Origin of the sequence: Chryseobacterium hagamense (assembly GCF_007991455.1) — a bacterium.
Classification (GTDB): domain Bacteria; phylum Bacteroidota; class Bacteroidia; order Flavobacteriales; family Weeksellaceae; genus Chryseobacterium; species Chryseobacterium hagamense.
This window is the reverse complement of record NZ_BJYJ01000027.1, coordinates 25,266-49,178: the sequence shown is the minus strand read 5'-3', so window position 1 is coordinate 49,178 and position 23,913 is coordinate 25,266. Positions and strand designations below refer to the sequence as shown.

Below are 23,913 nucleotides of genomic sequence, written 5' to 3'. Positions count from 1 at the left end.
AAATACCTTTACCAACGAAAAATATGCTCAATGTTTTAAACAAAGCTCTTTGCGGACGTCGCGTTAAAAATACAACATCCCATTACCGGCAAAGAAAATAAATTCCTTATTTTTGTAAGGTTCAATGAAAGATTACTACTATTTTCTCGGGATTTCAAACGATGCTTCGGATGAGGACATCAAAAAGGCGTATCGGAAGCTGTCTTTAAAATACCATCCGGACAAAAATGAAAATGACTCCTTCTTTGCCGACCGGTTCCGGGAAATCCAGGAAGCCTATGAAACATTGAGTGACAAAAGCAGCCGGTACACCTACGACCAGAATCTGGAGAGCCATCAGAAAAGCTTCCGGTATACGGTTCCGCCTTCCATCAAGAACTTTTCGGCCAATAAGATCCACGCGAAAAAAGGGGAGGAGATCATCATCACCTGGCAGACCCAGAATGCGGATGTGGTAAAGGTATTGCCTTTCGGGCTTGAAAAGGCGTATGGAGAAAGGACTTTCAGGATTACAGAATTCAGGGACGGAAAATTCCAGATCCTGCTTCATGCGACCAATTCGCTGCTGCACAAAACGGCGGTTCAGGGCATTACCATCACTGAGGTTTTTGAGAATAATACGGAAAAATTCAAAGACAAAGCGGAAGAACTATTCAAATCCCAGCCGCGGACGGCAGCCAATCCGGCCGGGCAGTCCAAAATAGCGAGACTCATCATAGGGATTGTAATGCTGATTATAGCGGTTTACTTCCTCATTAAAAATTTCGGACATTAACAGAAGCCTGATTTTATTTTCAGTCAGTTAATATAAAATCAAACAATAGGATAGATCACTGTCCAGATAAAAACAGTAGATTTTATTATTCAGCACCACTGGTATTATTTGGACTAAAAACATCCAGCCTCCAGCTTCCTTCTTCCAGCCTGTAACTAAGCTAGCTTCTTATTTCCCGGGCACTTTTTGCATCTTTTGCCTTTTTTGAATTTCTTGCAGCAGGATTTCTTTTCGCCACAATACATTTCTTCAGTATTTACTGTAAAAGCAGGAGCCAATGGCGGTACTTTGAAAGGAACGATCATATTCATGATGCAAATATATTAATTTAGAATAAATACAGATAATAAAAGCCGGAAATATTTATCCTTTTAACACTTAATGGCTTATGTCATCATTTTTTAATGATCTTTTGAACGGTTATAAAGTCTTAACCGTTTTTAGTATTCTCCGGAATAGAAAAAATGAATGGCTGATTTTGTGAAATTTTCAACAGCTGGTTGTGAATTATTTTTGATGATATAATTCATTTCAGGCTATTTCTTATTCAAAAAAGCAATAAAAACGGGTTAATTTTAAATAAGATAGAATACTTTGCGTTATTTATTTATGATTCCGATTTAGTTGTACAATTTTCCAAAAAATCGTAATTTTACCCATCTTTTTTTACAAACAAAATCTAATAAATAAAAATGAATACAGAACAGTTTGTGAGCCGTCACATTTCCATGAATGAAGCCGATAAACAGGCCATGCTGGAAAAAATTGGCGTTTCAAGTGTCGAAGAGCTTATCTCTCAAACCATCCCTTCCTCGATCCGTTTAGAAAAGGATCTCAACATCTCGGCCCCGCTTTCCGAGTATGAGATGATGAACCACTCCAAGGAATTGGCGTCTAAAAATACGGATTACACCAGCTACATCGGTTTCGGATATCACAATACCCTGTTGCCGTCGGCTATTCAGAGAAACATTTTCGAAAACCCGAGCTGGTACACGGCTTATACGCCTTACCAGGCGGAGATTGCCCAGGGAAGACTGGAGGCACTTCTTAATTTCCAGACGGTGGTGTGCGACCTTACCGGTTTTGCACTGGCCAACGCTTCATTGCTTGATGAATCCACGGCAGCAGCTGAAGCGATGCACATGTTCTTCAACAACCGGACAAAAGACCAGAAGAAAGGCGGAGCGAACAAGTTCTTCGTTTCGGACCTGGTACTGCCTCAGACGATTTCCGTTTTGAAAACAAAAGCGGAAGGTCTTGAAATTGAGATTGTGGAAGGCGATCACAAAACGCATGAGCTTGACGGTTCCTACTTCGGGGTACTGTTGCAGTATCCGGGGAAAAATGGGATTGTTCTGGATTATACGGAAGATATTACCGAATATAAGAAATCAGACCTTCAGGTGGTGGTTGCCTGCGACCCGATGGCTTTGGTGAAGCTGAAGTCTCCTGCATCAATGGGTGCCGACTGTGCCGTAGGAACGACGCAGAGATTCGGGATTCCTTTGGGTTACGGAGGGCCTCACGCTGCCTTTTTTTCCTGTAAGGAAGATTACAAAAGGGATATTCCGGGAAGAATCATCGGGGTTTCCCAGGATGCTTACGGAAAGCGTGCCCTGAGAATGGCATTGCAGACCAGGGAGCAGCACATCAAAAGAGAGAGAGCAACGTCCAACATCTGTACCGCTCAGGTTTTACTGGCGGTAATGGCCGGAATGTATGCCGTTTACCACGGTCCGAAAGGATTGAATTATATTGCCGACCAGATCCACTTCAAAGCCAATGCCTTAAAAGGCGGACTGAAAGCATTAGGATACGACATCGTTGAAGAACCGATTTTCGATACGGTAAAAATCACGATCAATGAAGACGACAAGAAAAGGCTGATGAGAATGATGCTGGACCACAAGCTGAACCTGAATTATTTCACGGAAGGGGTGGTAAGCATCGCGATCAACGAAAGTACGACTCTGGAGAAGCTGAATTACCTGATGGCTTCGTTCGCCCAGTTCAAAGACAAGCAGACTTTCAAACTGGAAATTAAAGAAGGATACAGCATCCCGGAAGAGAATTTAAGAAAAGACGAAATCCTTACCGAAGAAGTATTCAACAGATACCATACGGAAACGGAACTGATGCGTTATATCAAGCGTCTGGAAAGAAAAGATTTATCGCTGACGCATTCCATGATTTCTCTGGGATCATGTACAATGAAGCTGAATGCGGCTACCCAGATGCTTCCGCTTTCATGGGACAACTGGGGAGCGATCCACCCGTTTGTACCGGTAGACCAGGCAGGAGGATATCAGGAAATGATCCGTGAGCTGGAAAAAGACTTGGCGGAAATTACCGGTTTTGCAGGAACTTCCCTTCAGCCGAATTCAGGAGCCCAGGGGGAATATGCAGGACTGATGGTAATCAGGGAATATCATATTTCAAGAAACGAAGGCCACAGAAACGTTGTATTGATCCCGCAGTCGGCACACGGAACCAACCCGGCTTCTGCTGCCATGGCGGGAATGAAGATCGTTGTCGTGAAAAATATGGAAAACGGGGAAATCGATTTCGAAGACCTGAAAGCCAAAGCCGAACAGCATTCCGAAAATCTTTCGTGTGTAATGATTACCTATCCGTCCACTTACGGATTCTTCGATGCGAACATTAAAGAAATTACGTCTCTGATCCACGAACATGGCGGTCAGGTCTATATGGACGGAGCCAACATGAACGCTCAGGTTGGTTACACCAGCCCGGGGAACATCGGGGCAGACGTTTGTCACCTGAACCTTCACAAGACTTTCGCGATTCCTCACGGTGGAGGAGGTCCTGGAGTTGGTCCGATCTGTGTGGCGAAACACCTGGTTCCTTTCTTACCTTCCAACGCAAACATCAAAGTAGGAGGGAATGAATCCATCGACGGGATTTCGGCAGCGCCTTACGGTTCCGGGCTGATCCTGAACATTTCTTATGCGTACATCAAGATGCTGGGAACTTCAGGATTGAAAAAAGCAACAGAACACGCGATCTTAAACGCGAACTATTTAAAGGAAATCTTAGCGGAACATTTCCCGATCTTATATTCCAACGAAAACGGAAAAGTAGCCCACGAATGTATCGTGGATTTCAGACAGTTCAAGTCTTTAGGCATTGAAGTAGCTGATGTTGCGAAAAGATTGATGGACTATGGATTCCACGCACCGACGGTTTCTTTCCCGGTAGCCGGAACCCTGATGATCGAGCCGACCGAATCCGAAAGCAAAGCAGAAATCGACCGTTTTGCGGAGGCCTTAATCGCCATCAAACACGAGATCGATGAAATCGCCAACGGGGAAGCCGATGCTGCCAACAACGTATTGAAAAATGCACCGCACACCGAGCAGATCGTGATCTCCGATTCATGGGATAAACCATACAGCAGAGAAAAAGCCGCTTATCCATTAGAGTGGGTAAGAGACCACAAATTCTTCGCTACCGTTTCCAGAGTAGACGAAGCCTACGGAGACCGGAACCTGGTTTGTACCTGCGAGCCGATTGAAGCCTATATGTAATTCAATCTGATCTATAAAATAAATCCCTCCCGTGACTGAGAGGGATTTTTTTGTTTTTAGATTTTATTTTATCAATAAATAATCAGACAATCTTATTCGTTTATTCAATTTGGCAAAATACATCAGATTGATTCCTGGAGTTTTTAATGATTCAGGTTAAATACGACTTAAAAGGATTTAATTGATTCATTTCATGAGATCGATTTTAAGGTAAATTTTGCCATTTCAACAGTAGCTGTAGTGGCATCTGCTGAAAAAATAAGATTTCCTAAAAGATTTTTAGCTTCTTCACTTTTCCCGGCATTGTTCAGGAGTATCGCTTTATTTATTTTTAGCATTCCGGCTGTATCGGCATCAGGATTTTTTAAAAGACCTTGTTCGATAGCTTTCAGCCTTTCTGCATCACCATTTAAAAGATTAGAAAGTTCTTTCCAGGCAGGCGCAAAATCGGGAACCTTATCCGTTAAAGTTTTTGCGATCTCTAACTTCTGTTCTTTATTATCTGTCCATTCAATTTGTAAATAGGCAAGATATAAACCTTTTGGAAATTTCCCAGACTGTTCTCCTTCTAAAGTATATAAAGCAGCTTTAGTTGTAAAAAATCCTTTTGGAGCTAATTCATCTGTTCTTTTATAAAACTTTAAAGCACTTTCGAAATCTCCTTTCAATAGATACGTAAATGCTAAATCATAGGTAGGATATGCCCAATCCGGTTGGATTTTTATAGCTTCTTGGAGTTTAGCAATTGCCAAATCATATTTTCCCGACTGGCCCAACTGTCTGGCTTCCTTGTGTAACTGGTCAGCAGTTGCATTTATATTTTGATTGTCCATAATTTACTTTTCCCGTTATATTTAGCAGATCTTTCTTTGATAGGCTATGGCCCAATTTGTCTCTAAAGACAATAACATTTTCTGGAGATCTGTTTTGTTATGATTTTTTCTGGCAAGAGTTGAAGATTGAAAAGATATATAGTAAAATAAGTTCAGGTTTCTTTATCATGATTGAAGTAGTGTTATATGTTGTTTTTATTGAGAACTCCACTCCACCACAAGCGTTTTCTCCATCCACGGATATTTAATCATAGAAAAAGAAAAAGGGCATCTGTCGAGGAGTATATCAAAAGGTCCAGGCTTTACCGTAAGTTTCCATTGTTCAGGAGATTCAGAAAGTACGCCTTCTCTCATCAGGAAAGTTTCCCGGAGTGCTGGTATGGAAATGCTGCCGAGCGCAGGCCAATTAGAAATTAAGGCATTTAAAACCTGATCGCTGAAGGTTGCATCTTCGGCTGTGATTTTGATATGTTCGGATAATATGACTTCGGGAGAAAGACCGCAAATGATCTTGTTTAACGCTAAATCATTATTTGGTGTATCTTGCTTTCCGGTTACTACAAATTGCAGCAATAAGGCTGCCGTTTCCCTGTTTTGCTGACTGGTAAAGTGATCGTCAGCGGTGAAGTTCAGGCGTTCCAGCAGTCGGGGAATGAATGGACTTAACAGGACTATTCCGGCATTCCGGACGGGGATATTTTGTTGGTCTGTCATTTTTATGGTATTAGTTTTTATTTTCATCGTATTCCTCTCAGCGCTGCCGCGGGCATCACGCTCGTCGCTCACCAGAGTAGAAATACCCTGAATTTAATAAAAGTTTTATCTGAGCTTTTATTTGGACCTGATCAGGTTCTCCAGTCTTACCATCATGTCATCCTTTTCCTTCAGCATTCTTTCGTAAAGCGCAATTTTTTCTTCGTGAAGCTTAATTAATTGATCTAATTGATTGACTGTGGAATTATAAAATACAGATGCCGGCTGCTGACAATTGTCAAAGGTATTAGAGATAATATTAATAGCCTGTTCCTCATCAAAATTCTGAAAAGCTTCTACCGGGATTTTCAGGACTTCGGATATTTTCTGCAACAAAGCTTCTTCTACGACTGCTTTCTGTTCCAGTATCGAAATTTTCTTCTGGTTCCAGTCTTCGCCGAGATCAAAGGCCAGGGCTTCCTGCTTGATGCCGAGCATTTCCCTGAACCGTTTTACATTCCGTCCCTGATGTATTTTCTGTTCCATTTGTTGTTTTTACGTTTTGTATAAGAAAAATTGAAAGTAAAGATAAAAAAATATGGATGAGGATGAAAATTTCTTTGGGAATAAAACATCCTTCTCGTATTAATGATTCAGGAGTACATAATATTACCGTTAAATTGCAAAGGTCGGCACAGATAGGAGCGTGGCTTCGGCTCCGCTCAGCCACCGGGATTTTAAGTTGAGCGCCAGCCAAAAATCTCAGATTTTTGAGAACTTAGGTGACCTTATTCAAATTCCGGCATTTAACTTTATTATCCGGCATGAATATCTTTTGATCCTTTTGTGGTTAAACATTCATCTCCAGCTTCCTGATTAAATTCCCCTTCACCACCGTAAACGCATGGTCTTTTGCTTCGGCAAAGGAGATGCCGTATTGCCGTTCGATGTTGCGGAGATCTTCCGGGAATGCCGCCAGGATACGGTCGTAGAAGGTGTCGAGAAATTCTTTGGAAGGCATTTCATATCGGACTTTCAGCTGGAACCGTCTGATCAAAGCCGTGTCGATGATTTCCGGGTGGTTGGTGGCACAGAGCAGCAGGGCGTTTTCGGGATAATAGTCGATAAGCTGGAGCAGGGTATTCACCAGCCTTCTCATTTCGCCCACATCTTTATCGTCGCTGCCTCTGGCTTTCCCGATCTGGTCGAGCTCATCCAGGAAAAGGACCGACCGTTCCCGTGCGGCTTTGTCGAAAATCATTTTGATGTTCTGTGAAGTTTCGCCGATCCGTGAGGAGACGATGTTGCTGAGATTAAGGATGATGATGTTTTTCCCCAGGGCATGGGCAACCGCTTTGGCCGTCATGGTTTTCCCGCAGCCGGAACTTCCTTCCAGAAGCACCTTGTTGTTCACCGGAAGCCCGTATTCCTGCAGTTCCTTCGCGTAGGTATTTTCTTTGATGAGCTGTACAAACTGTTCTTTGTTTTGGGGTGACAGGAATACGTCGTCAAGCGTTATTTCTTCCCTGTCCTGGATGATGAGGTTGTACAGATTCATTGCTACAAATTTATGGCAGCAAAGATAAAGCTTATCCAGCAAAAAAGCCGAACAATCAATGTTCGACTCTATCGGCTATTATAAAAATTAAAAGTTGTCTTCCTTAGTGTAAAATCTTTGCCCTGCATTCGGTGCCCTTTCACCCGGGCCGGGCAAAAGAGCGGTCAATCTTTCTGACGGATTGAAAACATAGGCAATATCATTCATTTGTGTTTTCCAAAACTGGCAGCCAGTTCCGGAAAATCTGATTAGTTTCTCTCTTCTCTCTTAACAGTTGCAAAATAAGAAGCAAAAACTACTAAACATGTTGCGATTCCGATGTAAGTGATCATATTGTTGAATTTTTAATTATTTGATTTATTATTGTCGATTTTACATTTGCAATATTACGACTTTCAAATCAGGTTCCAAAACAAATAATCATGATGTATATCAGTGTTTTAAGTGGTTTTTGTTTACGATTTAGATAAAAATAGTTTACATTAATTTAATATAAAATTAGAAATTTACAAAGGCTTTTATTGTGTTTTGTGTAAAAAATTATTGATCTGTTAATTATTTCGACGCTTGCATTTAAAAGTTGATAATCCAAAAAAGAAAAAATGCCATACATAATAACATTTTTTGAGACAATATTATATCACTTATTTTGGACTTGTATTGATATGTAGTATTACAAAAACTTATTATTGGGATATTTTAAGATGCGGCTTTTGCGGTCCTGTTTTCAGCAGCAGCATCAGAAGATCCGGATAATTTTGATGGAAGACTTATTTTAAAGGATGATTTTTGGTCTGTTAATCAGATGTTTAAGAGTATGTTTTTATTGAATGCATCTTGAAAGACTGAAGATCTTTATTTTAGGCAGAAGTAAAATGAATTGAGAAAAATCGGATTTCCATCAATGAAGATCTTCTTATTGATCGGGGATCAATGATTTTTACTGCTTTAAAAACTGTACATGATCAGACCCGGCGGATGGATGCCGGAAACGGCAATACAGATCGGATGCTGTATGGAAAGCTGAGAGGAAAAGAAAATGTTTATATGTCGTAAGTGGATTGCTTTGTTAAGTTCCACTTCCCGTTTTTGAAAAGCGCTTCGATATAACCGCCACCGGATCCGCTTCCGTAATCGATATAAAATCTGTTTTTGTCTTTGTCTTTCCTGATTTTCCCGATGTGTTCCGGAAACATACCCAGCCGGTAATCGGATTGAAGCTCGGAACTTTTGTTCTCAGGATAAATGAGGACTTTTACCTGGGTAGGATTAATGTGATGGAAATAATCACAGTCTGAAAAATAGCCGGTAAAAAAATAAGAGCCCTTTGAAAAACCGGATTGCTCATATTCACGATCGATAATCAGGGTGTACAAATCCGTGAATTTTGATTTTTCAGAGCGGTACAGCGGATTGCTGTCGGTAAAATCAGGAATACCGTCTTTATCGGTGTCTGCTGAATCCGGATTCAATAAAACCAGCTTTTCAAACAGGTCGTTGAACCGGTCCTTATCCGAATCCTTTTTTACGGTTTGAAGATCGATTTCAAAAACCAGACGGTCTTTAACAGCTTCTTTTTGCGGACCGAACGGATAACCCCAGCTTTTACTGATCCGGACGAAACTGCCGTAAGCCAACAGTTTGTTGCCTGAGATAAAATGTTCCGGTTGCTTTTTGCTGAAATGCGTAAATTGGCTTAATCCTAAATAATAGGCAGCAACAGTATTATTTTTCGTTTCAAGCAGCCAGTAGCCGAACATATTCTGCCCGATGCCATATACAATGCCATCTACCTTTTCCGTATTGATATAATAAAACTGGTTACCGAAATTTTTGATGAGTTCCGCATACTTATCGTCATATACTTTGAAGCGTTTCTTATCTTCTGCTTCCGAATAAGATTTCCGGGCATCTTCTGTTTCTTCTTTATAAGTCTTTAGTTTATTATCGACAGTAAATTTTACATGAGAAGGGTTGGCCCGCAGAATTTCCTGTGGGGTATCGATCCTGAATTCCTGGTACGCTGTTTTTTCTTTTTTATCATTTTCAAAACAGGCATCTTCTTTACGGTCGGTGATACAGGAAATCAGAATAAAAACAGACAATGGTAAATAAATAAGTTTCATGGTTAGGGTAGTTTCAGTATAGTTTCTGGTCGTTTTTGCAGAAGAAACTGGTACGTTTCCCGTGTCCGGTTTCTTTCTTGATGATTTCTTCACCGCAGTTCGGGCATTTTTTCTGTTGATAAACTTCAAAACGTTTCCGTAATACATTTTCCTTTCGCCATTTCTTGAAATCAAAGCTGTAGATGCGGGCTTCATTAATCATCGCTTTCAGCCTGGCCGGCGGAAGATGGCCGATCAATGTTTCCGGATGGATGCCCACCCTGAAAAGGGCTTCATTTTTAATGATATTGCCGACTCCGGGGAAAATCTCCTGGTCCATCAATGCATCGCAGACCATCATTTCAGGATTGGCCTTCAGTTTCTTTTCCGCTTTTTCAGGATCCCATGCATCGCTCATCACATCGGCCTCCCAGTCGAGGCCGGATATAAATTCAGGCTTCACAGGCTTTACGTTGCAGGTGTAAAAATACATGCCTCCGTCTTTGAATTCCAGTCCGAGTTTCAGGGTATGGGCCTGGGCTTTATTCTCCGTCAGGCTGTAGGAACCGAACATCAATAAGTGGATCCGGATGTTGGCTTTGTCGAAAATAAGGAAGGTCTGTTTCCCGTGGGTCCTTATTTCCCTCAAAATATGGCCTTTGATCTGAGAGATTTCCGTGATGGAGCTTCCTTTCACATCAACTACTTTTTCACCTGCAAACTTCTGCAGGTCTTCTTTCATCAGAACAACCGGTGGACCTTCGGGCATAGCTTTATGTTTTATATTCCTGGTCTTCAAGAACAGACCATTTTCCGTCCTTATATTCAGCAATTATTCTGCCACCACTCGAACTTTTGAAGTAAGGGATGTAAAAGGTTGTTTCATCCGGACCTTTTTTGATCCTTCCGTAAAAAGTACCGAACGGCGAAGACCGGGAATTATTTTCCAGCTGATAAGCCTGCGAACCGGAGAGCACCAGTATTCTTGTATCCTTAGGGTGGATTCGCTGAAAAAAATTACAGTCGGACTCATAGATTTTAAAGGAATAATAATCCCGGGTTGCATCTTCATTTTCGCCCAAGTCTGATTCGATAATGCTTTCAAAGAGTTCGGTGAACCTGTTTCTTTCCGAAGCATGAAGCGGATTTAAATCCTCAAAGTCTGAAATGCCGTCCCCATCGGTATCGCGGGAATCAGAATTCAGGAAAATAAGGTGTTCAAAGAGATCATTGTATCCGTCACCGTCGGAATCCTTTTTTATATCATCAAGACTGATTTCAAAGGTCAGGAAATCTTTTACGGCTGTCCATTCATCAAACCGTATTCCCTTTTTGATGCTGATAAAACTGCCGTCGAGGAACAGGGTATTATTCCTGATAAATCCGTTCTTTTGCCTTCTGTTGACATAGGTATTTTTACTGAATCCGATATAATAGGCCTTCGGCTTCCGTCCCTTTATTTCCAGCAGCCAGTGTCCGAATTGATTTTCAGCAACTGCATACAAGGATTTTCCTGCTTTTTGAAGTCTGATATAATGGAATTGGTGATTAAAATATTTGTAGAAAATTTCAAACCTTTTATAATCCTCCGACATCCTCTGTTCATAAGGCATGCCTGAATATTCATCCATCCTTTCATCTTCTTCATAACTCAGGTTTGCCCTGTTTTCTTTGTACTTAATATGTTTCGGATTATTCAGCAGGATAAATTCTGTCATTTGGGTGTAATGGGAGAGTTTTCCTTTAGCGGAATAATGTTTCTGGCCATCATCGAAACAATTTTCCTGGGAAAACAGGTATACCGGAAACAGCAATACGAGAAGACTTTTCATATTTGAAATTTGTAACAATACTACTGAAATTTTTTTAAGCTGTAAATTTTTTTATTTATAATGAATGACAATTGGAACTAATAATTTTTGTTATCTCTAATAAATGAAATGGCTTTGTGAACCTGGAAGCGACGAGTAAAAAAATCTCTGTGCCTTTCGTGTTCAACAATATGTCCAATAATTTTAATCTTTGATAATTATTACTGACAGTCTCTGTTGTCTTTTATAAATGAAATGGCTTGGTGAACCTTAAAACAGCTGGTATTTTAAAAAACTCCGTGCGCTTAGTGTTCCAACACCAACAATTCACTCCATATTGCAATATTTTATCAGAAAGAAATAAAAATTAAAGTATTTTTGAAGCATGATGAACTTAAACCAGATTTTCACGAACCAGCGTACAGGCAACAACCCGCACACCAAAGCGTCGCGAACGGATTTCCAGAGGGATTTCGACCGGATTATTTTCTCCTCGGCTTTCCGTAGACTGCAGAACAAGACGCAGGTGTTTCCACTGCCAGGAAGCGTTTTCGTGCATAACCGCCTGACGCATTCGCTGGAAGTTTCATCCGTAGGCAGAAGCCTCGGGAGCGTGATGGGAGAGTTTATCTATGACGAATTTAAAAGTGACCTGACCGAAGAGGCAAAAAGCTTTTACCTTCACAGCCTTGGAAACGTCATAGCCGCGGGATGCCTGTGCCATGACGTTGGAAATCCGGCTTTCGGACATTCGGGTGAAGATGCCATTGCCAGCTACTTTGAAAGGAATGAATCGGATCTGAAGCCGAAATTCAATGAAAAGGAATGGGCCGACCTTGTAAACTTTGAAGGAAATGCCAATGCGATCCGCGTGTTGGCGCAACAGCAACAGGGAAAAGATGCAGGAGGGATCCAGCTTACTTTTTCTACTTTAGCCAGTATTGCAAAATATCCCTGTGAGGCTATCGCCAAAACAAAGGGGGTGGTACACCGGAAAAAATTCGGTTTCTTCCAGAATGAAAAAGAGATTTTCCTTGAGATTGCCAGCAAAACACAACTGATCTGCGAAAACGAGGAACCGTATATCTTCAAAAGACATCCTTTCGTATGGCTGGTGGAAGCAGCGGATGATATCTGCTACAACATCATCGATATGGAAGATGCGCACCGCCTGGGCATTGTTTCCACGGCCGACTGTAAAAACCTGTTTTTTGAACTGGTAAAATCCGAAACGGATGATGTGAAAAGAATCGAAAGCAAGCTCAGTTCCATCTCCAACGAAAACGAGCAGATTTCGTATCTGCGGGCCAAGGTCATCAATGCCCTCATCAACACCTCAATGGAAAGATACAAACAGGATTTTGAAAAGATCCTGAACGGCAATCTCGATAAAGCCCTGCTGGATCTTTACAAAGATAAAAACAAAGCCCTGCAGGACATCGAAAGCTTTTCCATCGAAAAAATATACAACCACAAGGCCGTGGTAGAAATCGAAAATGCCGGCTATAATGTCATGTACGAATTGCTTGACCACTTTATTCCTTCCATTCTTAAACCTGAAGAAAAAAGAAAATCCTACGATACCAAAGCGCTGAAGCTGATTCCGAAACAGTTCATTTACAACAGCGGAACCGATTACCAGAAAGTACTGGGCGTCATCGATTTTGTTTCCGGCATGACGGACAATTACGCCACCGATCTGTATCGTAAAATCAAAGGAATCGATATCGGAATGACCGTGTAGGATGGTGAATTTTACTCTGCAGGTGAATAGTGAATTGTCATTCGTTATTACAGCTCGTGCTTGTTGGAATGCGTAAAGGCCTTTAAATGCTTTGCGTGGAAAAATACGCTGGAATTTTATCTTTGATAAAATTGTATACCGCTTATTTGATAACAAAGCAATCATTGTTAATTTAAATATCCATTGCTGTCATTTGCTGAGTGAAACACCTTTGCGCCCGGAAAATATTCTCAAGGTCATCAAAAAATCCTTGCGGTCATAGCGTTAATAAAACCAATAGTCCAAAAAATTAACAGGCACAGCGAATTCACCATTCACCTTTGAAACCCGCCTTTCATTTGATTTTTCAGGTAAAAATCCCTATCTTACAGCAAATCACTAAAATAAAACATTATGGCGTATGCAGGAATACTGGCCTTTATCGGTCTTATTATTTTATTTGCTTCATTCTTTACCGTTAAACAGGAATCTGCTGCAATCGTAGAGCGGTTAGGGAAATTTTTAAAAGTAAGCCATGCAGGGCTGCACCTGAAAATCCCGTTTCTGGACCAGATTGCCAAACGGCTGAACCTCAGGATCCAGCAGCTGGATGTCATTATTGATACCAAAACCCTCGATAATGTATTTATCAAAATGAAAGTTTCCGTACAGTACCAGGTGATCAGGGAAAATGTAAAGGATGCCTATTACCGGCTGGAAAATCCGGAAAACCAGATCACGTCTTATGTATTTGACGTCGTGCGTGCCGAAGTGCCGAAAACAAAACTGGATGACGTATTCGTACGCAAAGATGACATTGCCATTGCCGTAAAAAGCGAGCTTCAGGAGGCCATGCAGAGTTACGGGTATGATATCATCAAAGCGCTGGTCACCGATATCGATCCCGATGAGCAGGTGAAGCATGCGATGAACCGGATCAATGCCGCCGAAAGGGAAAAAACGGCTGCCGAATACGAATCGGAAGCCCAGAGAATACGGATCGTAGCCGTAGCCAAAGCCGAAGCGGAATCCAAAAAGCTGCAGGGACAGGGGATTGCCGACCAGAGAAGGGAAATCGCGAAAGGACTGGAAGAATCGGTGAAAATGCTGAATGCCGCCAACATCAACGCGCAGGAAGCTTCAGCACTGATTGTGGTTACCCAGCATTACGATACCCTGAGTTCCATTGGCGGAAACAACCGGAGCAATCTCGTGCTTCTTCCCAATTCGCCTACCGCGGCCAGTACCATGCTGAATGACCTGGTGGTTTCCATGGCGGCGACCCAGAAAATGGACGAATATGTGCCGGCAACGGATCCCGCAAAGAAAAAAGATCTCTAAATTGCTTCGGTGATAAAACCGACTTGGAGATCATCGGATGATTATGATAAAAAAGAATGATATCCCATAAAACAATAGGGAAATGATTGTTTTTAAAGAACGAACTGATCCTTTCCGGCATGCCGGAAAGGATTTTTTGTAAAGAGATGATTCTTTAGCAAATCATGGGATTTGATTCAATTAATTTATTTTTAATGGGTTAAATTAAGTAGGAGAGAAAAGAGAATGTATATGTATTTTAATAACGTGAACCCGAAGAAGAACATGGATTAAGCGGCTGGAAGAGGGATGCCGGATGCCGGAAGTTTCTCTTGTCAAATAAAGGATCAAAGGTCCTGATCATCAAATTGAGGTTACCACTTTATCAGAGGAGTTTTTATTTAATCCTAATAACCGGTTCTGGTTATTTTCAATCAGAGACGAATCAATACCGTATTAAAGTCTGAAGCGACGGCTTGGTAAAGGATAGGATAAAGCCTGTCAGAAGCGTAAACCGTTTATTGGTTCTGCCAGGATGAGTGGTATCCAAAATCCCGACTGAATCATTCTAATTTTTATGTTTGATTTAAGAGCCTGTTTAAAATTTTAATTCATCAAACTTTCCGTCATTTCTCTTAATTTTCTGAATTAAATAAACTTTGTTTATTCTTCACTTTAATACGATGATTTCAATTGACTTAATTGAATATTGCCGGGCAACCGACATATTGATTTTTTAAGCTAAAATGCCTTAAATTCTTAATGTTAAAATATAAAAGGTAAATTTAAACAGGCTCTAAATAATCGATTGAATATGATGTCAATACGGTCGAATTCACGTTAAATAAGGTTCGTTAAAACGGAATAGCAAACAATACGGTTTGACAATTAAATTCCTGTTAGTATTAGATCGCAAGAGAAAAACTTCCCGCATCCGGCATCCAAACCGTTAAGGAAATTTCTTCAATTTTTTACTCTTGTTTTTTTACCATTAAATCCCTAATTTGATTTTTCTTTTTAAAAAACCAAATTGTACAATCAGCAATAAGAATATGGATAATCAACTTGAAATTGAAAATTACAGGATCGGAAAAACGGAAGCATGGGCAGGAAATATAGAGGATCACGAACTTCTGGAACGGATCAGGGAGTCTGAGTTTGCCAAACACCAGATTGATCAGGGAAAAGATTTCTGCTACTTTTTAGATAAAAAATACCGCTCCGACAATACCGAAAACAGTGAGTATGTCTGCATGGCCTATACCCTCAATGAGCCGGCTAATCTGGAAAGGGCATCCGTCTCCGATATCATCGTGGAAGAAAATGAAATCTACCATATCCACCGCATCAGCGTAGTGCGGGACGGAGTTCTGATTGATAAGATCCCCGACACCAAAATTAAGGTCCTCGACAGTGAGAGCCAAAGCAGCGGCGGAATCCTGAGCAGCAACAAAAAAATCAACATCACCATAAAAGACCTCCGGCTTAACGATATCCTGATCATGGAAGATTCCAGGGTGAAGGAGTTTACCGAGCGTGATTTCCTACGAAAGGAATTTGCAAAATACGTCTGGGTAAGTCCGGATAGCTATTGGGCTTACGGAAACTATACCTTTACCTTTATCAACGACCGCCAACAGAGGATTGCCTGTAAAAAAACATTCTTCCGTGATGAAGCGGGGAACGTGCTGGATCCGGAAATTCATTACCTGAATAAAGGGGAAGCATTTGTCTTTAAACTGGAAAACTACATCAATCCCGTCGACGCCAGCCGCGAGATCTTTCCGTACATCGACTTTGCAACGGACAGCAGCTGGAAAGAGCTTTCCAACTACATAGCGCCGATTTACGGCGAAATATCCGGTCAGGCCTCTTTGCAGGATTTTGCGCCTAATGTCGTAGAAAAGCTGGATGCCATAACAGATCAGGAGGAAAAGATCCGGTTTGCCATTGAATACGTACAGAATAACATTTACTACATTTTCAATGCTAATGAAATGAACGGCCATAAGCCGCAGGAACCGGCTGTTACCTATGAAAACAAGCAGGGCGACTGTAAGGCCAAATCCGTTCTGCTGAAAGTGATCCTGGATTACATCGGCGTGGATTCCTCTATCGTGCTGGTCAACTTTCATACTGATTTTTATATCAAATATTATCTGCCGTCACTGCTGACCTTCAACCACGCGATTGTAAAGATTAACCATAAAGGGGAAGAATATTTCATTGACGCAACGGTACGGGATGAGTTCGGGCTGCTGGAAAACCGCGGGTTTATCTACTTTATGCATTACCTTGAAGTAAAGCCTGACCAGGAACTGAAACAGAGAAAGCCTTACCGATATCCGTATTTCTGCATCGATGAAAAAGTGGATTTCAACGTACAGGATAAAACCGGGAAACTGGTTCTTACCACGACTTATAAAGGCAACAGGGCCAACGCGATGAGGCGGTATTTCAAAAATACCAATAAGCGGGAGGTCATCGACAGCTGGAACAATTTCCTGTTCTACAGCCTGAATTACTCCGGCGACCGCAACGGCACCGACGTCCGGAATATCTTTACGGATGCAGCTATTGAAATGGTAAGCGACGACAGGAAATTAAATGAATTTACAGTACAGTATAAGGCCTCCGTCCATAATCCGTATTACACCGATCCGAAAGGAAACCGCTTCCTGATGTATTTTGACCGGAATGTCATAAAATCCGGTGCGAGGGATTTTATTCACAAAGATCTTCCCTTCTGGCATAATTTCGACAGCGAAAAGTATGAGATCAACCTTTATACGGATCAGAAAATCGATACCGAAGAGAAATATACCACCCAGGAAAGCACCATACATAATCCGTACTTTGATTTTTCAAGCCGTAAGAAAGTGACTAAAAACGGAGCAACGGTGAATATTGAATGTAAGCCACTGGTCAATCTGGAAATCCCGCAGGAGGCATTCGAGAAGTTCAGGGCCGACCATCATACGATTGCCGACAGCAATTTCGGACTGGGTATCGATATCATCGAACCCGGATTCATGAATATGCTGAAGTACAGTTTTAAGATGAAGTTTAAATAACAACAGGCTGGATGGCGGAAGCTGGAAGCGGGATGATGGGAGAATCTAAATTTAGCTAATGATTATAGAAAGGGAAATATTTTAATATTAATGAGGATTGGTAAATGATCATGGATATTTAATAAAAAGTTTCGGCGGGTTTGCAGGCAAACCCGCCGAAACTTTTTATTGGTTAATTTAAAATTCAATATTATTTAACGTGAATTCGGCCATTTTAATACCATATTCAGACATTTATTCAATTCAAAAATAAATTAAGGCTGATCCGGTCAGGATGATGAACAGAATTCCTCGAGGTAATAAGCCGTCCCTTCAGGATTTTAAAACAATATAAATCAGACCTTGTTTTTAGGCTGTTATTCGGTATTTAATAAAATTTCTCCTGATACAGCTTAGTTTGATGATCAAGACCTCCGAATCTATTTTTAACAGGAGAGACTTCCGGCATCCGTCATCCCTCTTCCAGCCTGCTAACTCCGTTTCTTCTTCGAGTTTACGTTATTTAATGATGGATCAGTAGACACCTGGTAATCAATTTTGACAAAAGGAAACTTCCATCTTCCAGCACCCATCTTCCTGCCAATGATTTACTCAGAATCTTTAGGTGTTGTAATTCCCCGGAATTTCTGTTTCCCGATCAGCAGCTCAAAGAACAGGCGGAAATCCGAAATCAGCGACCATAGCGGATATCTGAAAGTGGCGGGTTTGTTCTTTTCAACAACCGCATGGCTGAACCAGGCAAATCCGTAGCCGAAGATCGGCACATACCAGAGGAAGCGTTCTTTTCCTGAGACAATCACATATCCGATCACAAAAAAGACCAGCAGGGTTCCGATAAAATGCAGCACCCGGGTTCCTGTTTTACTATGCTCAGTTAAATAAAACTGATAAAATTCCTTAAATGTTTTTATTCTTTCAGCCATGATTATCTGTAATTTAAAGTTCCAATCATAAACGTCTTAGAAGCATTCAATGCCTTTGAATTTTTAGTCGGCTCCTTAATTACCCCTTCATTGTGGATGTAATTGGAATGAATAAAATAAGTGTCCTTATTTTGGCGGGTATGGAAATCCAGCCCGACAATATATACCTGATTTTTCTTTTTTCCTAAAATATATTTTTCCAGATCCTGTCTTTTGGTAAAATACCGAATGTCCGTACACAGCTTTGTAATCATCACCGAAGACGCTTGCTGGGCAAGAAATGTCCGGTTGAGGCCAAAACCGTAATCGGACAGCGTATTGGTTACAAAATAGCTGCAGGCTATGCTTCCTTTCCGGGGTTACCGTGATGTTCCTGCAAATGACCAGGTTGTGCCATGCCAGTATTGAGGAACATCGTTATTGATAAATCTGAAAAGATAAGTGCTCTTTTGTCTTCTATCTTTCTTACCAATGGTTTCTAAAAACTCCTTATACTCCAATTTTTTTCCTGTAGGATTACTTTCGGAAATAAGTCCATCCGTTTTCTTACAACTGATTAAAAACAGCAGCAGGCAAAGCCAGAGGTATTTCATTGAAATTAAGCATTTCTCAGCTTGCTGTTCCGGTATCCGTAGCAGAAATAGATTACCAGACCTACTGCAAACCACAGTCCAAACCAGAACCAGTTGTCATGGCTCATTCCCGTTAAAAGATAGAGGCATGAGCTTAACCCGATCAGAGGGATCAGTGACAGGTTTTTAATGAATGCCACGGCAGACAGAACGATGTTGATCAGGATAAAAAAGAAAATAGAAGCCCTGAATTCACCTTCTTTCGGATCTTTCCAGTCCATCAGCGTATGGAAGAAATCAGGCTGCCAGAAGTAGAAGAAGACGAGTCCTCCGATGAAGATCATGGGGAAAATCAATTTACCGTTGATGTAGGGAAGATGAAACCGGCCTTTGATCTTTTCTTTGGGCGGCAGCATCAGAACCCCTGCACAGACCAGCACGAAGGCGAAAATCGTCCCGATGCTCGTAAAGTCCAGAATGAAGCTTTTATCGGTAAACAGGATCGGAATCCCTACTACAATTCCGGTAACCACCGTAGCGAAAGCCGGGGTCTTATATTTCGGATGCACATCCTGGAATTTCTGTGGCATCAGTCCGTCGCGGCTCATGGCATACCAGATTCTCGGCTGCCCCATCTGGAAAACCAGGAGAACCGTAGTAATGGCGACAATGGCGACAAAAGAGACCACCAGCTCCATCCAGGCGACATTGGTGTTTGATTTTTCAAAAATAAAGGAAAGCGGATCTCCAACCCCGTCGAATTTTCGGTAATCCACCATTCCGGTCAGTACCAGGGTGAGGGCAATATAAATAACGGTACACAGTACCAGGGAAATGATCATTCCTTTCGGCAGTGTTTTCTGTGGATCTTTGGTTTCTTCCGAAAGCACGCTCAGTGCATCAAAGCCGATATAAGCAAAGAATACGCCGGAAACTGCACTCATCACGCCTGCAAAACCATTTGGCATGAACGATGAAACGTGGGTTTCCGGATTTACCGGGGTCCAGTTATCGGTATTGATATAAGCGAATCCCACCAGGATCACCAGAATAATCACGGCCAGTTTAAGGATCACCAGCACATTGTTGAAATTCTTGCTTTCTTTCACCCCTATATAACACAGCCAGGTAATCAGTCCGTTGATTACCAGAGCCGGAATATCCACAATGAATTTGAGGCTCCCGATCAGTGGGGCATTTGTCCATGCATTGATCAGTTCTTTATTTTCGGAACCATTCATAAAGGCTTTTTTCGCTTCAGTGTAGCTGCAGGTCAGGTAATCCGGGATATGCATGCCCAGGCGGTGGAGGAAGCTGGTAAAATAATCGGACCAGGAAAAGGCTACGTAAATATTTCCGAAAGAATATTCCATGATCAGGGCCCAGCCGATAATCCAGGCAATGAGTTCCCCGAAGCTGGCATAGGCATACGTATAGGCAGAACCTGCCGTCGGGATCCTGCTCGCAAATTCAGCGTAACAAAGGGCCGTAAACCCGCAGGCAAAACCACAGATCAAATATAGCAGGATCACGCCGGGACCTCCTCTGAACACGGCTTCTCCCAAGCTGCTGAAACTTCCTGCCCCTATAATTGCCGCAATACCAAAAAATACGATGTCCCAGACGCCCAGCACCCTCAGCAAATGCGTGGATGTATCGGTTTCTGAATAGTTTTTCCTTCTAAAAAGTTGATTCATTCAATTCTATATTTGATTCAAGAAAAGCAAATGTAATTATTTCCCGGAAATAATTTTTATTTTCTTAAGGTTTCTTTCCCCAAAAAGTTAAGAAGTCTTAAAAAAATATACAGTTATTAACAATGTGTTAAAAGGCTTGTTTATACAATTTCTTTTCAATATTTTCGTTGATAAATTGTGGATAAAAATTCCCGTAATTTTAAATATTTGAACCTGAACATCAGGCTTTTCCATGTTAAAATTTAAAATTAATGAAATCTAAAAAAATACTTTTAGCGGCTGCTGTCATGTATTTCGGGGTCTCCGATGCGCAACAGTCTCAGTACTTTACCCAAAAAGACAATTACCGGTTCAATTTAGCTGAAAACCTTTACCAGACCAAAATATACAACGCTTCCCAGTACGAATATGCCCGACAGTATTTTTACAACGAGCATCTTTCGCGTTCCAGAAAGGAGGCGGCGCAGTTTTTTGACAATGTGATCGGCGTGATCCTGCAGAAAAACCATTCGGAAGAGGGACTGGCCGCTTTTATGAAAGAATACCCGAATTCAGCTTATTTTGCCCAGGCAAGCTTACCGCTGGCGGATTACTATCTGGCTAAAAAAGATTTCGAAAAGGCATTGGAAACCCTGAAAATGGTCAACCAGTACCAGCTTTCAAAAGAAGAAAATACCCAGTACATCCTGAAACTGGGGTATGCCAAATTTATGATGGGCGATTCCAAGGGGGCGACCGATGCCCTGGAGGAAGTCTACAAAACGGCAGACCAGTCGCAAAGAGGGGATATTGCTTATATGCTGGGCCACCTCTATTATTCAAACCGACAGAATGATAAAGCTTTCCGGTATTTCGATTCCGTAAAGGAAGAAGCGAAATATTCGAAACTGGTCCGTCCTTATTATGTGCAGATGTACTACAATGACAAGGATTACGATAAGGCCATTACCGAAGGAACGGCGCTCCTGAACGAAGATATTTCGGAGGCTTACAAAGCGGAAGTCCACAAGATCATCGGGGAAAGTTATTTCATGAAGAATGATTATCCTTCGGCTTACCCGAACCTGAAGGATTATCTGAGCGTCCAGCAGAACCCGTCGGAGAATGATCTTTATGAGATGGGATTTGTGGCTGCACAGCTTAAAAAATATGACGAAGCGGTTTCTTACTACAACCAGTTGCTCAACAGCAATTCGGCACTGGCCCAGAATGCTTATTACCAGCTGGGGAATGCTTACCTGGCAGTAGGGAAGAAACAGGAAGCTTTATCGGCGTTCCGTTCGGCTTATCAGATGAATTATGACAAGAATGTAAAAAAGCTGGCCCATGAACAGTATGCCAAACTGAGTTACGATATCGGGAATCCGTTTGAAAGTGCTTCGACGGTGATCCAGAATTATATCAACGAAAACAGGAACGGAGCCAATGCTTCTGAAATGCAGTCGCTTCTTATCAAATCCTATTTATATTCCGGAAATTACAAGGAAACCCTGAATGCCATCGACAGGCTGCAGAATTCCACACCGGAAATCAACAAGATCGATCAGGAGGTCTCTTACCTGCTGGGGACGGAAGAATTCAATAAAGGCAATTACGACCAGGCGGAACAGTATCTCTTAAGAAGCTTAGGTTTTAATATCAATAAGGAATTCAACAACCGGGCACTGTACTGGCTGGGGCAGGTGTATTACCAGAAAGGAAATTATCCTTCGGCGATTGCCCGGTACGAAAAGCTGCTTAACGAAAATTTCCCTGAAAAGCAGCAGCTGCCGTACGATCTCGGCTATGCTTATTTTAAGTCTAAAAAATTCGATGAAGCCGAAAAGTATTTCAGGCAGTATTTAGCCAATCCGAAACCTGAATTCAGGAATGATGCGGAACTCCGTCTGGCCGATATCAATTATGCCAACAACAACCTGAATGAAGCAATTGCCATCTACGATAAAAATGAAGATGCCACCGATTATACCCTGTACCAGAAAGCAATGGCTTTAGGTTTCAAAGGGGATACCCAGGCAAAAATCACCAACCTGAAAAACCTGTTGTCCAGATATCCGGATTCGGATTATTACGACGATGCGCAGTATGAAATCGGAACGGCGTATGCGGCACAGGACGATTTCAGCAATGCCAATGACTATTTCAATAAAGTCATCAAAACTTCTTCCGATAAGGATCTGGTTGCCAATGCGTCCATCTACAGGGCACAGAATTACATCGACCAGAACCAGAGCGATAAAGCACTATCTGAACTGAGATCGCTTGCAGAGCAGTATAAGAATACGGCTTACGCAGAGAAAATTGTTCAGGCAGCGAAACCTATTTTTACGAAAAACGGGGACGTTTCAGGTTATGAAACCTTTGCCCGGAATGCGGGCGTGAATATCGATGCTTCGGAAATCGATGAGATCAACCTGTCTACCGCCAAACAGCTTTTCACGAAGAAAGATTACAAAAATGCCATTTCCTACTATGAAAAATATTTAACCCAGAATCCTACCGGAGAAGGGCTTTACCAGGCAAAATACGAATTGGGGGAAAGCTATTACCAGACCAAGAATACCACAAAATCCCTGCTGGTTCTGCAGGAGGTAGCCGGGGTCCCGAACGATTACCAGGATGATGCCCAGACCCGTCTGGCGCAGATCTACATCGCTCAGGATGATAAGCAGGAAGCCAAAAAGTATCTTGAAAACCTTATCAGTTCATCTGATATTAACATTAAAAACTATGCGAACGTAGAACTGATGAAGATCTACGCGGATGAAAAGAATTTCAACCAGGCAGAAAAACTGGCAGATGCCGTGATTGCCAATAGCAAAAACTCATCGGCGGTAATTGAAACGGCTAAGGTCATCAAAGCCCGGAGCCTGATGAATTCAGGGAAAGATAAAGATGCACAGTCGGCTTACGCGGTGCTTGAGAAGTCTTCCAATACATCGGTAGCAGCGGAATCGCTTTATGCAAAAGCCTATTATCAGAATAAAGGCAAAGCGTACAAATCATCCAATGAAACCATCTTTAAGCTGGCCAACAATTATGCGTCCGAAGAATTCTGGGGGGCAAAAGCCCTGGTGCTGATGGCGAAAAACTACATCGGCCTGAAAGACAATTACCAGGCCAGTTATACCTGCGACCAGATCATCGAGAATTATAAAGATTTCCCGGAGATCGTGGCGGAAGCGAAGGACGTTAAAAAGCAGATTAAAAAGTAAAAGTATAGAATGTACAGCGTAGAATGTAAAAAGTAAAATGTAGCAATACATGATACATCCGAC

17 protein-coding genes are annotated in these 23,913 nt (G+C 41.7%); 6 read left to right on the top strand and 11 right to left on the bottom strand.

Annotated features, from left to right (window positions below; all coding sequences use genetic code 11):
- Positions 1–124 precede the first annotated feature (124 nt).
- Entirely contained in the window at positions 125–775 is a 651-nt protein-coding gene (locus CHA01nite_RS17070) for a J domain-containing protein (RefSeq protein WP_146943583.1), read from the top strand.
- Positions 776–1,467: 692 nt separating this feature from the next.
- Positions 1,468–4,326 carry an aminomethyl-transferring glycine dehydrogenase gene (gene gcvP / locus CHA01nite_RS17065; RefSeq protein WP_146943581.1) on the top strand — a complete coding sequence of 953 codons (2,859 nt, stop codon included), beginning with the start codon at positions 1,468–1,470 and terminating at the stop codon, positions 4,324–4,326.
- A gap of 191 nt (positions 4,327–4,517) precedes the next feature.
- Here the strand turns inward: gcvP and CHA01nite_RS17060 are convergent, their stop codons facing one another.
- The 7 genes from CHA01nite_RS17060 to CHA01nite_RS17030 form a co-directional block, all read right to left on the bottom strand.
- Complete coding sequence (locus CHA01nite_RS17060; RefSeq protein ID WP_146943579.1) at positions 4,518–5,159, bottom strand: tetratricopeptide repeat protein; 642 nt, start codon at positions 5,157–5,159, stop codon at positions 4,518–4,520.
- Between the two features lie 195 nt (positions 5,160–5,354).
- The gene (locus CHA01nite_RS17055; protein WP_307726000.1) at positions 5,355–5,945 is read right to left on the bottom strand and encodes a contractile injection system tape measure protein; all 591 of its coding nucleotides are present in this window, start codon (positions 5,943–5,945) and stop codon (positions 5,355–5,357) included.
- Positions 5,946–5,990: 45 nt separating this feature from the next.
- A complete protein-coding gene (locus tag CHA01nite_RS17050; RefSeq protein ID WP_146943575.1) occupies positions 5,991–6,398 on the bottom strand; it encodes a helix-turn-helix domain-containing protein in 408 nt (135 codons plus the stop codon).
- Between the two features lie 304 nt (positions 6,399–6,702).
- On the bottom strand, positions 6,703–7,410 hold the full coding sequence (locus CHA01nite_RS17045; RefSeq protein ID WP_146943573.1) for an AAA family ATPase: 708 nt from the start codon (positions 7,408–7,410) through the stop codon (positions 6,703–6,705).
- A 1,043-nt stretch (positions 7,411–8,453) separates the two neighbouring features.
- Positions 8,454–9,536, bottom strand: coding sequence for a hypothetical protein (locus CHA01nite_RS17040; protein ID WP_146943571.1), 1,083 nt, complete (start codon positions 9,534–9,536; stop codon positions 8,454–8,456).
- Positions 9,537–9,549: 13 nt separating this feature from the next.
- Positions 9,550–10,284: a DNA-formamidopyrimidine glycosylase family protein gene (locus tag CHA01nite_RS17035; protein ID WP_146943569.1), complete on the bottom strand. Its 735-nt coding sequence runs from the start codon at positions 10,282–10,284 to the stop codon at positions 9,550–9,552.
- Positions 10,285–10,288: 4 nt separating this feature from the next.
- Positions 10,289–11,347, bottom strand: coding sequence for a hypothetical protein (locus tag CHA01nite_RS17030; RefSeq protein WP_146943567.1), 1,059 nt, complete (start codon positions 11,345–11,347; stop codon positions 10,289–10,291).
- Positions 11,348–11,714: 367 nt separating this feature from the next.
- On the opposite strand from CHA01nite_RS17030, the gene dgt reads away from it, so the two are divergent.
- The 3 genes from dgt (at position 11,715) to CHA01nite_RS17015 (ending at position 17,443) form a co-directional block, all read left to right on the top strand.
- Positions 11,715–13,070, top strand: a complete 1,356-nt coding sequence (gene dgt, locus CHA01nite_RS17025; RefSeq protein ID WP_146943589.1) for a dGTP triphosphohydrolase — start codon at positions 11,715–11,717, stop codon at positions 13,068–13,070.
- 393 nt (positions 13,071–13,463) lie between these two features.
- On the top strand, positions 13,464–14,390 hold the full coding sequence (locus CHA01nite_RS17020; protein WP_146943565.1) for an SPFH domain-containing protein: 927 nt from the start codon (positions 13,464–13,466) through the stop codon (positions 14,388–14,390).
- 1,031 nt (positions 14,391–15,421) lie between these two features.
- Entirely contained in the window at positions 15,422–17,443 is a 2,022-nt protein-coding gene (locus tag CHA01nite_RS17015; RefSeq protein ID WP_146943563.1) for a DUF3857 domain-containing protein, read from the top strand.
- A gap of 587 nt (positions 17,444–18,030) precedes the next feature.
- On the opposite strand, the gene CHA01nite_RS17010 is transcribed toward CHA01nite_RS17015, so the two are convergent.
- The 4 genes from CHA01nite_RS17010 to CHA01nite_RS16995 form a co-directional block, all read right to left on the bottom strand.
- A complete protein-coding gene (locus CHA01nite_RS17010) occupies positions 18,031–18,366 on the bottom strand; it encodes an Mpo1-like protein (RefSeq protein WP_146943562.1) in 336 nt (111 codons plus the stop codon).
- 2 nt (positions 18,367–18,368) lie between these two features.
- Complete coding sequence (locus CHA01nite_RS17005) at positions 18,369–18,620, bottom strand: hypothetical protein (protein WP_146943560.1); 252 nt, start codon at positions 18,618–18,620, stop codon at positions 18,369–18,371.
- A gap of 105 nt (positions 18,621–18,725) precedes the next feature.
- Positions 18,726–18,959 (bottom strand): hypothetical protein, encoded by a 234-nt coding sequence (locus CHA01nite_RS17000; RefSeq protein ID WP_146943558.1) that lies wholly within the window; start codon positions 18,957–18,959, stop codon positions 18,726–18,728.
- 5 nt (positions 18,960–18,964) lie between these two features.
- Positions 18,965–20,635: an APC family permease gene (locus tag CHA01nite_RS16995; protein ID WP_146943556.1), complete on the bottom strand. Its 1,671-nt coding sequence runs from the start codon at positions 20,633–20,635 to the stop codon at positions 18,965–18,967.
- 251 nt (positions 20,636–20,886) lie between these two features.
- Here CHA01nite_RS16995 and CHA01nite_RS16990 point away from each other — a divergent pair, with 251 nt between their 5' ends.
- A complete protein-coding gene (locus CHA01nite_RS16990; RefSeq protein WP_146943554.1) occupies positions 20,887–23,850 on the top strand; it encodes a tetratricopeptide repeat protein in 2,964 nt (987 codons plus the stop codon).
- Positions 23,851–23,913: the final 63 nt, after the last annotated feature.